Here is a 12,721-nt window from a genome sequence, read left to right as displayed (position 1 = left end):
TAATTTTCACAAATAATTAAACATTCACATAACAAATGGTCCGTTTATTGCCCGTATAAATAGCGGGATATTCAACAAGGGGTTAGCCTGACACAAAAAAACACAGGTGTTACGAAACTGAGAAAAGACCGCTGTTATGCCTGCTTTATCACCGTCAGCAATCATTAGCAAAAGCGGAGAGGCCGCGCCACGCGGGCCTTTTTAGGATATTGCTCAGACGAAACAGCCGCAGCTGCATGCTATAGATGATGCCGTATACAAGGACTCTGGAGAGCGTGCATGAAAATTGGAATTACGAATAATCAATATCCGGAGCAGCGTAATATTTTAGTGAATCCGGCAAACGAATATATCAATCTGAAAAAAGGCAATCTGTTCTATTTTATTAATCCCCTCCGGACCCGCCTGCTTAAGAAAAATAAAACCTTCGTCTTTCAGCCGGTGCCGTTTTCCGGCGCTTCACGGGCTGACATCCTCCATCTGTTCAATGAAGTTGCGATCACCCACCAGAAGTGGGTCGCCTCGTTTGAAACCGAGCTGCCGCGCGTGCTGCCGGTGCCTGGCGTCGCCAAGCGGGATAACCCGGAGCTGAAGCGCTTAATTCCTCATCTGTTAAAAGAGAACTGCCTCGGATTGATTGCCATCTCCGACGCGACGCTGAATATTCAGATGAAGCTGTTCAGTCCGGATGAAGCGCAGAAAATCCGGCGGAAAACGCTGGTGCTGCATCCGCCCCAGACGCTGTTTGTGCAGCATAAGGCGCCACGCCAGCCGGGTGTGCTGAAGCTGGTCTTTGCCGGTAATGAGTTTTATCGCAAAGGCGGGGCGGAAGTGGTGCTGGCGATCAGTGAGCTGATTGAAGAGCGCCGCCTGGAGGAGTCGCAGCTGGACGTGCAGCTGATCGGCGAACTCACCAAACGTCACAACGTCGCCCATCGCCAGTTTCAGGATGATGACGCCTTTTATCGCGGCATCGAGAGCCGCATCGCCCGTTACCGCTGTTTCACGCATCAGGCGCGGATGGATAACCGTGAACTGATGCAGCTGTTCCGCGAGAGCGACGTCGGCCTGTTGCCGACCTGGCAGGAGACCTACGGCTTTTCCGTACTGGAGATGCAGGCTAACGGCTGTCCGGTGATCACCAGTAATGTGCGGGCCCTGCCGGAGATCAATCCTGCCAGCGCGGGCTGGGTCATCGCCAGTCCGCTGAACGCCGATCGCGAATACAGCATCACCACGCCGGAGCAGAAATCGCAGCTGCGCCGGTCGCTGGTGGAGGGGCTGAAAGCGACGCTGCTGGAGATCGTTGAGCAGCCGGAACGGCTGCAGGAGAAAGGCGAGGCGGCGATCCTGCGCATCAAAGAGCAGCATGATACCCAGCGTTACATCGCCAGACTGAACGATATCTACACCCGTGGCGTAATAAATGCCACCCAACACCCGCCTGTGGTCTCAATTTGATAAGATTTCCCTGACGCTGCCCGCCAGACTGGCCATACTAAGGGCAGCGTCCTACAGGAGAACTCTTATGAAACGCATCATCACGCTGCTGCTGTCCGGATTACTGGGCAGCAGCGCTTTCGCTCAGCCCGCTTCGCCTTTTCCGGCCCGCGCCCCCCTGGTTCAGCTGACCCCTGCGGCGGCCCGCTGCGATCTGGCGGCCTGTCAGTCCAACTGCTATGTCGAACGCTCCCACTGTAATACCCGCGACAGCGGTGCCTGCAGTACGCAGGCGCAGATCTGCGTGCAGGCATGTGCTGACCAGTGTAAATAATCTGACCCGGTGAACCCTCTTCGTTGCTAATGAAAAAGTCTCTGTTTTGTTTTGTTCTGTTTTCGCTTTCTGTCCGCTGTGTCGCCGCCGATCTCTCTTCACAGCAGGTCACTTCTCTGGTTAAAGCCGCGATTGAACCGCTGATGGAGCAGCAGGCGATCCCCGGTATGTCGGTGGCGGTGCTCTACAAAGGCCGGACGCAGTTTGTGAATGCGGGCGTGGCCGACACCGATTCGGGCCGCCGGGTCACAGAAAACACGTTGTTTGAGCTGGGATCGGTGAGTAAAACCTTCACCGGCACCCTGGCGGGGATTCTGATCCGCAACGGTGAACTCCGCCTGAACGATCCGGTGCAGAAGGTCTGGCCGCAGCTGACGGGGGCGCAGTGGCGTCCGGTCCGGATGCTGCATCTGGCGACCTACACGGCGGGCGGGCTGCCGCTGCAACTGCCGGAGGCGGTCACCGATCAGGCGTCGCTGCTTCGCTTCTATCAGGAGTGGCAACCGCAGGCGGCACCCGGTACGGTTCGCCAGTACTCCAACGCCAGTATCGGTCTCTTCGGCGCGCTGATGGTGAAGGGGGACTTTGAGGCGGCGATGGTGAAATCGCTGTTTCAGCCGCTGCGCCTGACACGCACCTTTATTACTGTGCCGCCGTCGATGATGATTAACTACGCCTGGGGTTACAAAAATGGCCAGCCTGTGCGTGTCTCCCCCGGCATGCTGGATGCCGAAGCCTATGGGGTTAAATCGACCGCTCGCGACATGCTCACCTTCATGCAGGCCAACAGCGATCCAAACGGCCTCTCTGCCGGCAATGCCGTGCTGCGCAATGCCATCCGCACGGCGCAGTCGCGCTACTTCAGAACCGCCAGTTTCTATCAGGGGCTGGGCTGGGAGATCTATGACTGGCCCGTCAGTGCTGACACGCTGATCGCCGACAGTGAGAATGGCGTGGCGCTGAAGCCGCAACCGGTGACCCGCGTGGAACCGATCGGGCCCTCCCGACGCGCCAGCTGGGTGCATAAAACCGGTTCGACCAACGGGTTTGGTGCCTATATCGCGTTTATCCCGGAGAAGAACACCGGCATTGTGATGCTGGCCAACAAGAGCTCCCCCAATCCGCTGCGCATCAGGGCGGCGTGGCAGATTATGCAGGCGCTGGAGCAGGGCGCAGCAGAATAAGAACGGATACGCGCCGGACTTGCGGTGGTGCCTTCTGTTCATTTGCGCTAAAATAAAAATCAAATGAACAGGAGGGCTGCTATGTCCATCGCCATCTACACACCCGCTCAGCCTCGCCGCCATGCGACGCTGCTGCATGCCCTTAACCTGCCGGAAACCCTGCCGGATGCGCATCAGCGTATCGCGACAGGATTCAGCAGCGGCGTGCTGAAACGCACCGCGTCGTTGTCCACCTTCGACGAGGGGTGGCTGTGCCGTCTGGCGGGCATCGATCGCACCACCTACAACCGCAAAGTGAAAGATCCGGCGCAGACCTTTTCGCCCGACCAGAGCGGACGCATCTACATGCTGATTCGCGTTCTCTCTGCCGCCAGCAACCTGTTCCGTGACGACAGGGCGCGTCTGGTGCAGTGGCTGGAAACGCCCGCCAAAGCGCTGGGCGGAAAAAAACCGGCGGAGATGACCACCACGGTGGCAGGGGCGGAAGCGGTGATAAACCTGATCGGCCAGCTCGAGCACGGTGTCATCACCTGATGGCGGTTCCCTTTTTTCGTCTGGTGAAGCGTGAATATGCGATGACCGCCTTTGATGGTTTTGGCGCCCGGACGTATGGCGGGCGCTGGAATTCGGTGGGATCGATCTGTGTCTACCTGGGGTCGAGCCGGGCGCTCTGCGTGCTGGAGGCGCTGGTGCATCTCACCATTCAGGATCTGTCACGCGACTACAGCATGATCGCGATCAGCGTGCCGGAGTCCCTGATCACCGAACTGGCACTGACGGCGCTGCCGGATGAGTGGCAGGCCGATCCCGCGCCCGCGTCCACCCGGCAGATCGGCGATGAGTGGCTCGCCAGCCCGGAAAACGGCCTGATACTCAAAGTGCCCAGCACGCTGACCGGTGAGTGGAATGCGCTGTTCAATCCCCGTCATCCGGCAGCGGCGGGCATCATTGCGAAAGCGGTAGTGGAGCCGTTTTTCTTCGACCCGCGCTTCCGGCTGCAATAGTCGCCCCTATGCCTTTCTTAAACTTCTCCTTTTGATTCCGATAGCGCCTGCGCCGCGCAGATCAGCGCCAGATGGCTCAGTCCCTGCGGCATGTTGCCACGCCAGCTCTGACTGCGGACGTCATACATCTCATTAAAGATATCGACGTTACCCTGACCGTCCAGCGTCGCCAGAATCTCCTGCATCGCCTGTTCCGCCTGATCCGTCTCACCCATTTCCGCCCAGGCTTCCACCAGCCAGAAGGCGCAGGCGAGAAAGGTACTCTCCTCCTGCCTGACGCCGCTGTAGCGATAGAGCATGGCGCTGCCGTCGCCCAGCTTCTGCCGGATAGCGTGGTAGGTGGAGAGCATCCGCTGCGGATTAACCGCATTGCCATAGCTGTGCACCAGCGCCAGCGAGGCGTCCAGGCGTGCATCACTGCCGACGTAGAAGAGGTAAGCCTGCTGCGTTTCTGACCAGCAGTGCGACTCAATCCAGTCGCGGATGCGGTCACGTTCCCGCTGCCAGCGGCCCAGCCAGGTCGGTTCGATATGTTTACTTTCCGCCAGCGCCACCGCCCGATCCAGCGCTATCCAGCAGGCCATTTTGGAGTGGGTATAGTGCTGCAGCTCCGGCAGCTCCCAGATGCCGCAATCTTTCTGTCGCCAGTTGTCGGCGCAGCAGTTCGCCAGGTCGCCCAGCAGGCGTGAGGTGGTGATATCCAGCACGTGGCCCGCTTCAATAAAGCGCTGCGCGGTCATGAGCATATCGCCATACATACTGAGCTGCAGCTGATCGCGAGCATTGTTGCCGATGCGCACCGGCTGAGAATGCTGATAGCCGCTCAGGGGCGGATAACGCTCGGCGGGCACCTCATCGCCATTCAGGGTATAGCAGGCGCGCAGCCTGACGCCGTGACGGATGATGGTCTGCGACAGCCAGGAGAAGGCCGCCTTACAATCTTCCAGCGCGCCGAGATAGACAAAGGCTTTGATAATCAGGCAGGCGTCCCGTACCCAGGCGTAGCGGTAGTCATAGTTTTTCTCGCCGCCGATGCCCTCCGGCAGCGACGTGGTGGCCGCGGCGGCCAGCGCGCCGGTCGGGGAGTACCAGAGAAACTTCAGCGACAGGGCAGAGCGCCTGACCAGCGCCGGGTAGCTGCCGTCATAACTCAGGCTCTCCACCCAGCTGGTCCAGCCGGTGTGGCTGGTTTCAATCCGCTGGTCGATAGCCTCCAGCGGCGGTACGGCCAGCGGCTCCTTTTCGGTGATCAGCAGGGCGCTGAGCGAGCGGGAACCGGCGGTGGTGCGCAGCGTGGCGCAGACCTGTTCATCATCCAGTTCGGTGATGGTGATGTCGTCGCTGGTGCGGAACATCGCCATCGTTTCGGCGATGTGAAACACCTTGCCTTTCTCATTGTCGGCCACCCAGGGGGAACGGGTTTCAGCGGCGGTGCCGAAGCGCAGCGTGATCTGCAACTCCACCTCGCCCTCAACGCCTTCGATGCGGCGGGCCAGCTCACACCAGGGCAGACGGCCCGCCAGCGTGCTGTTGATCGATTCGGTAAGCAGGACGGCGCCGCTGTCGGTGTCAAAGCGGGTCTCCAGCACGTTGCTGTTGTCACGATAGCGTCGCGTAACCTGATAGCTGCCGCGCGGGACGACCTGAAAGTAGCCGCCCAGCCCGGCGTCCAGCAGGCGATCAAACAGCGGTTTCGCATCGAGATTGGGGGCACACCACCAGTCAATGGAGCCATCCGGCGCAATCAGCGCCACCGAACGGCCTTCACCAATGGCGGCATAGTCGCCCAGCCCCGCAAAACCTTCTTTTCTGACCGGCGAATGAAAAACCGGGTTTTCCATGTTCTTTTTCCTTATACCAGGCACAACGATTCGGAGGGGGAGAGAGGCAGGACAAAAAAATGGCCGCTTTACGCGGCCACCAGAAGGGGATTACAGGGTGCCGGTGCCGCCATCAGAGCACCAGACCTGACCGGAGGAGTAGCTGCTCTCGGTCGAGGCCAGGGTGACGTAGAGCGGGGCGATCTCAACCGGCTGGCCCGGACGGCCCACCGGTGAGTCGGCACCAAACTGCTTCACTTTCTCCATCGGCTGCCCGCCGCTGGATTGCAGTGCGGTCCAGTATGGACCCGGCGCTACCGCGTTGACGCGGATGCCGTCGCCGCCCAGCTGTTTCGCCAGGGATTTGGTAAAGGCCACAATCGCCGCTTTGGTCTGCGCATAGTCCAGCAGGATATCGCTGGGTTTAAACGCCTGCACTGACGAGGTGTTAATAATGGATGCGCCGCGTGGCAGATATTCCAGCGCCGCTTTGGTGATCCAGAACATTGCATAAACGTTGGTTTTAAACGTCGCGTCAAAATCTTCTGTACTCAGGGTACGGATGGACTCATTAAATTGCTGACGACCGGCGTTATTAACCAGAATATCCAGACCACCTAATTTGTCGGCCGCCTCTTTGACCAGCTGCTGACAGAATTCTTCTGAACGAATGTCACCCGGAATAGCGAAAACTTTACGGCCTTCCGCTTCGATTAATTTAACCACTTCATCGGCATCCGGCTGTTCTTCCGGCAGGTAGTTAATCACCACATCGGCGCCTTCACGGGCATAAGCAATCGCAACGGCACGGCCAATCCCGGAGTCGCCGCCGGTGATCAGCGCTTTGCGGCCGGTCAGACGACCGGTGCCACGGTAGCTGGTTTCACCGTGATCGGGAACCGGAACCATTTTGCTGGCAAGGCCTGGCGCCTGCTGGGGCTGATCCTCAAAAGGAGGCTTAGGAAAGTGATCCAGATCGAGCGTCTTGTTAGTGGGTGTGGCCATTGTATGCTCCTTGAACAGTGTTATCTGAGACTGTAAGCCTGGCACAAATGTGATGTTTGTCACATCTGACTGCTGATTCATTGAGCAGATAAAACCAGAATAAATTAATAATGCAGATAAAGCGTAGACAGGAAATCGCGATTGCGGGGCGAAGCGGCCGAATATTTTTCCGGGCAGGAGAGCGCTATTTAAAGCGAAGCGTAAAACCGGTACTCAATTATTTCGCTGAGAAATAACGTACCGGCTGAAAATAAAGAATGGCGCTCATCCGCCGCGCACCGATCCCCGCCAGACCACATCGACCGGATATATTTTCCGTGCCTGCGGCTGTTCTGTTCGTGGCAGGAGACTTTCCGGTTGCGCCTCCGCCGCCACCAGCCAGTCAATCGCATCGCGGGCGAACTGCTCTACCGGCTGCGCAAAGGTGGTGAGGTCGTAGGCGCTCCAGCCCGACTGCGCGATGTTGTCATGTCCGATGATGCAGAGATCCTCCGGGATACGCAGCGCAAAACGGTGACGCGCCTCATCCATAAAGCCGCAGGCGAGCAGGTCGGTGGCGCAACAGACCGCATCCGGGCGGACGCTGCGTGTCAGCAGACGCTGCGCCAGAATCTGTCCGCTCTCATAGGAGGTGCTGCCAAACCGTTCCACCTGCACGGCAATGCCGGCCTGCTGCGCCGCAGTCAGAAAATCGGCTTCGCGTTTCAGCAGGCTCGGCGTTCCCGCCAGCGAATTCACAAAGGCGATGCGGCTGCAGCCCGCGCGCAGAAAGGCGTTTACCGCCATCTCCGCCGCCGGACGGGAGTCGAGGTTAAGGCTGAGCGTGCCGGGCAGGGCGTCGTCACGGTTAATCAGCACCAGCTGCTGACCGTGCCGGTAGCAGAGCCGGGTAATGCCACTGTCAGGCATGCCGGAGAGAATGATCGAGGCATCGGCGCGGAAATGGATCGCCTGCTGCAGCGCGGCGGAAACCCGCTCATCCGACCGGTCGGTGTTAATCAGCATCGCCACCTTGCCCGCTTCCTGCAGATACTGGGTCATCCAGCGCACCAGGCTGGCACGGTAGGGCGTATCCACCTCTGAGGCGATCAGGCAGACAATGCCGCTGCGGTTTCGTACCAGGCCACGCGCCAGATGATTGACGTGATAGCCCAGCTCTTCCGCCGCTTTCATTACCCGCTGCCGGGTGGCGTCCGACACGCTGGCCCCCGGTGTGAAGGTGCGGGAGACCGCCGAGCGCGAGACGCCCGCCCGATCTGCCACATCCTGTGCACTCACCACTGCCCTGGGCTGCTGCATCTTCTCTCCTCATCCTGCCGTTAACCGCACTGAGTCTGCCTGAAAATGCAAGGGTGTGCAAAAGATAACAGGGCAGTGAATGTTTCAAATTTGTGACAGCGACTGACAATTGCTCAACAAGTGAATTGACAGCATGGCGGGGTCGCCGTACTACTTTGCACACATGTGCAAAAGCTGGCGCACGCCTTCATCATCCGGCCTCAAGGAGATCCCCATGCGTTATTCCTCTCTGCTCGCTGCTGTTATCGTCAGTTGCCCGGTGGTGCCGTTTGCGGCCACGGCGGCGGGCAGCCTTAATATGATCTGCTCCGCCGATGTGGTGGTGTGCGAACAGATGACCACGCTGTTCAGCCAGTCTCATCCCGATATCCGGCTCAGCATGGTGCGGCTCTCAGCCGGTGAAGCCTACGCCCGAATCCGCAGCGAGGCGCGCAATCCCCGCACCGATATCTGGTGGGCGGGCACCGGCGATCCGCACATGCAGGCCGCAGAAGAGGGGCTGAGCCAGCCCTACAAGTCCCCTTTACTTGACCAGCAGCAGCCCTGGTCACAAAAGGTGGCGGAGATTTCCGGTTACCGGACCGTTGGCGTCTATGCCGGTGCGCTGGGCTGGGGCTACAACACCCGCCTGCTGGCGGATAAAAAGCTGAAGGTGCCTGCCTGCTGGGCGGATCTGCTCGATCCCGGTTTTAAGGGCGAGATTCAGATCGCCAACCCCAACTCCTCCGGCACGGCGTACAACACGCTGGCGACGCTGGTGCAGATCATGGGGGAAGATGACGCCTTTGCCTACCTGAAGAAGCTCAACGCCAATATCTCGCAATACACCAAGTCCGGCTCGGCACCGGTAAAAGCGGCAGCGCGCGGTGAAACCACCGTCGGGATTGTCTTTATGCACGATGCGGTCGCGATGGAAGTTGAAGGCTTCCCGATCAAACCTGTCGCCCCCTGTGAAGGCACCGGCTATGAGATTGGCTCCATGTCGATTATCAAAGGGGCACGCAACCTGGCGAACGCCCGGGCCTGGTATGACTGGGCGCTGAGTGCGGATGCGCAGTCCCATATGAAAGAGGCGAAATCGTTCCAGCTGCCCTCCAACCGTCAGGCGGAAATCTCCGAGTATGCGCCGCGTTTCGAGAACATCCGTCTGATCGATTATGACTTCAAAACCTATGGCGACTCGGCGAAACGCAGGGCGCTGCTGGGGCGCTGGGACAGAGAGATTGGTGCCAGCGCGCACTGAAGCTTGGCACGGCCCGGCCGTCAGACGCCGGGCACGGGCCGAACCGCGGTGGCATCAGCCAGTTGTCCGCTTCTCCAATCGAGGTGATGTATGAATGCGCACAATCGCCGTTTAACCGGCGCGCTGCTGGCGGGGGCCGTGGCCCTGACGCTGCTGCCCTGGTACAGCCTGGAGCAGGGATTCTTTGCGGGTGACTGGCTCTTTCGTTCTGCGGAGGAGAACAGTGCACCGGCCCTGTGGCAGCTCGCTCAGCAACCCTGGCTTCTGGTCGCCGTGGCGCTATGGGGAGGCGTTACCGCCTGCGCCTTTCTGCCTCCCGGCCGGACCCGCAGCACGCTGCTGCTGCTGTTCAGCGTCTCCGGCATCCTGTTTCTGCTGCTGGAGGGGCATGCCATTGGTTTCAGCGGCTGGAACTGGCTGTGGCTCGAGCACCTTACCGGGCCGCTGGCTCAGGGACAGCCCGCCATGGGCGCCGGGGCCTTACTGCTGCTGACCGTTTTTCTGCTGATCTTTGCCTTTGCGCTGGCAGAGCGCGGTGTCCTGAAAGGCGATGCCTTTGTGGTGGCGGCGATTGTGCTGCTGGTGGCGCTGGTCACCACCTTCGTGCTCTATCCGGTGCTCAGCCTGTTTGTCGCCGCGGTGCAGGACAGCGATGGCAGCTTTAAACCCGATGGGCTGATCGCCAGCCTGCAGGACCCGGCCATCTGGAGCCTCGGCTGTTTTACCGGCGGCAACTGCGGGACGGCCTGGCGAACGCTGGGACTGGCGCTGATGACGGCCAGCGGCTCGACGCTGCTGGGGCTGGCGTTTGCGCTGGCGGCGACGCGCACGGCACTGCCGTGTAAGAAAGCGCTGCGGATGCTCACCGTTCTGCCGATTATCACGCCGCCGTTTGTCATCGGTCTGGCGCTGATTTTGCTGTTTGGCCGCTCTGGCGTCGTCACCGAATCGCTGGCGTCGCTGTTCGGCATTGCGCCGGGACGCTGGCTCTACGGGCTGACCGGGATCTGGATTGCGCAGGTGCTCTCGTTTACGCCGGTGGCCTTTCTGGTGCTGATCGGGGTGGTCGAGGGCGTCAGTCCCTCACTGGAGGAGGCGTCGCAGACGCTGCGAGCCAGCCGCTGGCGGACCTTCTCCCGCGTGTCGCTGCCGCTGATGGCTCCGGGGCTGGCCAACGCCTTTCTGATCAGCTTTATCGAAAGCATGGCGGACTTCGGCAATCCGATGGTGCTGGGCGGCAGTCACGGCGTGCTCTCTACGGAGATCTTCTTTTCAGTGGTCGGCGCGCAAAACGACCCGAGCCGCGCGGCGGTGCTGGCGATGATCCTGCTGGCCTTCACGCTGGCGGCCTTTCTGCTGCAGCGTCTCTGGCTTGCCGGGAAAAGTTTTACCACCGTCACCGGGAAAGGCGACGGCGGCCGTCATGCCATGCTGCCGCGTCCGGTCAGATTTGGCGTATACGGGATGGTGATCCCATGGGGGCTCTTCACTCTGGTGATCTACGGCATGATCCTCATTGGTGGCTTTGTCCACTCCTGGGGGCTCGACAACAGCCTGACGCTGGATCACTACATCCGCGCCTTCCGTGTCACCCTCACTCAGGGGGAGCTGGTGTGGCAGGGCGTGGCGTGGAACTCCTTCTGGACGACGCTGGAGATTGCCCTGATTGCGGCGCCCCTCACGGCGATTGTCGGGCTGCTGACCGCCTGGCTGATCGTGCGTCAGCGCTTTGCCGGACGGCAGACCTTTGAGTTCATGCTGATGCTGAGCTTTGCCATTCCCGGTACGGTTATCGGCGTGAGCTATGTCATGGCCTATAACCTGCCGCCGCTGGAGATAACCGGCACCGCGATGATCCTGATTGCCTGTTTTGTCTTCCGTAACATGCCCGTCGGGGTGCGTGGCGGCATTGCGGCGATGAGCCAGCTGGATAAAAGCCTGGATGAAGCGTCACTCACGCTGGGCGCAACCAGTTTCCGTACCCTGCGCAAGGTGGTGCTGCCGCTGCTGAAACCGGCCATCAGCGCGGCGCTGGTGTATGCCTTTGTGCGCGCCATTACCTCCATCAGCGCGGTGATCTTCCTGGTCAGCGCGCAGTACAACATGGCGACCTCGTACATTGTCGGGCTGGTGGAGAACGGTGAATATGGCGTCGCCATTGCCTACTCCTCGGTCCTGATCCTGGTGATGCTGCTGATTATTGGTCTCTTCCAGCTGCTGGTGGGCGAACGCCGCCTGCGCCGTGTCACCCGACCGGCGGCCCTCGCCGCCACTCCCTCTGCATCCACCCTGACTCAGGAGAGCACCGTATGACGACACATCAGGCCGGATCGGTGGTTTTTGACCATGTCTCAAAACGTTTTGCCGGCTTCAGTGCGGTGCCGGATCTGTCACTCACCGTGGAGCCCGGCACGCTGGTGACGCTGCTCGGGCCCTCCGGCTGCGGCAAGACCACCACGCTGCGGCTGCTGGCCGGGCTGGAACATCCTGACGCGGGCCGGATTCTGATAGGTGGTAAGGATGTTACCCATCTGCCCGCCAACGCGCGGGACGTGGCGATGGTGTTTCAATCCTACGCGCTGTTTCCGCACATGAACGCCCTCGACAACATTCTCTATGGGCTGAGCGCCTCGGGGATGAGCCGGCGCGAGGCGCAGGATCGGGCGCGTGAGGGGCTGAAGCTGGTGGGGCTGGAGAGTCAGGGGCAGCGGCTGCCCTCGGAGCTTTCCGGCGGGCAGCAGCAGCGCATTGCGGTGGCGCGCGCGCTGGTGCTGGAGCCGCAGGTGCTGCTGCTCGATGAACCGCTGTCGAACCTGGATGAGCGTCTGCGCCGTCAGGTGCGCACCGATATCCGCGATCTGCAGCAGCGGCTCGGTTTTACTGCGGTCTATGTCACCCATGACCAGGAGGAGGCGCTGGCGGTCTCCGATAAGATTATTGTCATGAAAGAGGGGGATATTGCTCAGGAGGGGACGCCGGAGACGCTTTACCATTCCCCCCGTTCGGTCTTTATCGCGGACTTTATGGGGGAGGCGAACATTCTGCCCTGTGAGGTAGAGCAGGCCGGTGCGGAAGAGGCGCTGGTCCGTCTCGGCACGCAGCGCTTCCGGCTGCCCGGTGCGGGAGTGCGGATCGGCCCGGCTCAGCTGGCAGTGCGGCCCCGCTTCATGACCCTCTCCGGCGACGGACAGGGCGCACTGCAGGGAGAGATCACCCACAGCACCTGGCTGGGTGACCATATCGAATATGAAGTGGCCACTGAACTGGGCGCGCTGTTCATTATCGATCCGCTGATGGAGCAGCGTCTCCCGCTCGCCACCAGGGTTGGCGTTAACTTCAGGGCGCAGGGGCTGGCCCTGATCGCGCACGAATCTGATTAAAACTGAGGAGCT

At 60.5% G+C, this 12,721-nt stretch carries 11 protein-coding genes; 8 read left to right on the top strand and 3 right to left on the bottom strand.

Annotation, left to right across the window (positions count from 1 at the left end):
- Positions 1–279: 279 nt before the first annotated feature.
- From HFD97_RS05475 to HFD97_RS05455, 5 genes are all read left to right on the top strand, one after another.
- Complete coding sequence (locus HFD97_RS05475; RefSeq protein WP_009090167.1) at positions 280–1,461, top strand: glycosyltransferase family 4 protein; 1,182 nt, start codon at positions 280–282, stop codon at positions 1,459–1,461.
- A 67-nt stretch (positions 1,462–1,528) separates the two neighbouring features.
- The gene (locus HFD97_RS05470; protein WP_009090169.1) at positions 1,529–1,774 is read left to right on the top strand and encodes a hypothetical protein; all 246 of its coding nucleotides are present in this window, start codon (positions 1,529–1,531) and stop codon (positions 1,772–1,774) included.
- Positions 1,775–1,803: 29 nt separating this feature from the next.
- Positions 1,804–2,958 carry a class C beta-lactamase gene (gene ampC, locus HFD97_RS05465; protein ID WP_167430825.1) on the top strand — a complete coding sequence of 385 codons (1,155 nt, stop codon included), beginning with the start codon at positions 1,804–1,806 and terminating at the stop codon, positions 2,956–2,958.
- 81 nt (positions 2,959–3,039) lie between these two features.
- Positions 3,040–3,492, top strand: coding sequence for an antitoxin Xre/MbcA/ParS toxin-binding domain-containing protein (locus HFD97_RS05460; protein ID WP_167430826.1), 453 nt, complete (start codon positions 3,040–3,042; stop codon positions 3,490–3,492).
- Complete coding sequence (locus tag HFD97_RS05455) at positions 3,492–3,962, top strand: RES family NAD+ phosphorylase (protein ID WP_167430827.1); 471 nt, start codon at positions 3,492–3,494, stop codon at positions 3,960–3,962. Before HFD97_RS05460 ends, HFD97_RS05455 begins: the two co-directional genes overlap by 1 nt.
- Positions 3,963–3,979: 17 nt before the next feature.
- Here HFD97_RS05455 and HFD97_RS05450 read toward each other — a convergent pair whose 3' ends face one another.
- The 3 genes from HFD97_RS05450 to HFD97_RS05440 form a co-directional block, all read right to left on the bottom strand.
- A complete protein-coding gene (locus tag HFD97_RS05450; protein WP_167430828.1) occupies positions 3,980–5,803 on the bottom strand; it encodes a glycoside hydrolase family 15 protein in 1,824 nt (607 codons plus the stop codon).
- Positions 5,804–5,893: 90 nt separating this feature from the next.
- Entirely contained in the window at positions 5,894–6,787 is an 894-nt protein-coding gene (locus HFD97_RS05445) for an SDR family oxidoreductase (RefSeq protein WP_167430829.1), read from the bottom strand.
- A gap of 264 nt (positions 6,788–7,051) precedes the next feature.
- A complete protein-coding gene (locus HFD97_RS05440; protein WP_154928178.1) occupies positions 7,052–8,086 on the bottom strand; it encodes a LacI family DNA-binding transcriptional regulator in 1,035 nt (344 codons plus the stop codon).
- Positions 8,087–8,300: 214 nt separating this feature from the next.
- Between HFD97_RS05440 and HFD97_RS05435 the strand changes: the two genes are divergently transcribed.
- The 3 genes from HFD97_RS05435 (at position 8,301) to HFD97_RS05425 (ending at position 12,709) form a co-directional block, all read left to right on the top strand.
- A complete protein-coding gene (locus HFD97_RS05435; protein WP_167430830.1) occupies positions 8,301–9,329 on the top strand; it encodes an ABC transporter substrate-binding protein in 1,029 nt (342 codons plus the stop codon).
- A 90-nt stretch (positions 9,330–9,419) separates the two neighbouring features.
- Entirely contained in the window at positions 9,420–11,642 is a 2,223-nt protein-coding gene (locus HFD97_RS05430; RefSeq protein ID WP_009090181.1) for an iron ABC transporter permease, read from the top strand.
- Positions 11,639–12,709: an ABC transporter ATP-binding protein gene (locus HFD97_RS05425; protein WP_167430831.1), complete on the top strand. Its 1,071-nt coding sequence runs from the start codon at positions 11,639–11,641 to the stop codon at positions 12,707–12,709. The genes HFD97_RS05430 and HFD97_RS05425 overlap by 4 nt, the downstream gene beginning before the upstream one ends.
- Positions 12,710–12,721 lie beyond the last annotated feature (12 nt).

The sequence above is a fragment of the Pantoea sp. EKM103V genome (genome assembly GCF_011800365.1).
GTDB classification, from domain to species: Bacteria; Pseudomonadota; Gammaproteobacteria; order Enterobacterales; family Enterobacteriaceae; genus Pantoea; species Pantoea anthophila.
Note: the sequence above shows the minus strand (reverse complement) of the source record. Positions and strands in the feature narration are given on the sequence as shown.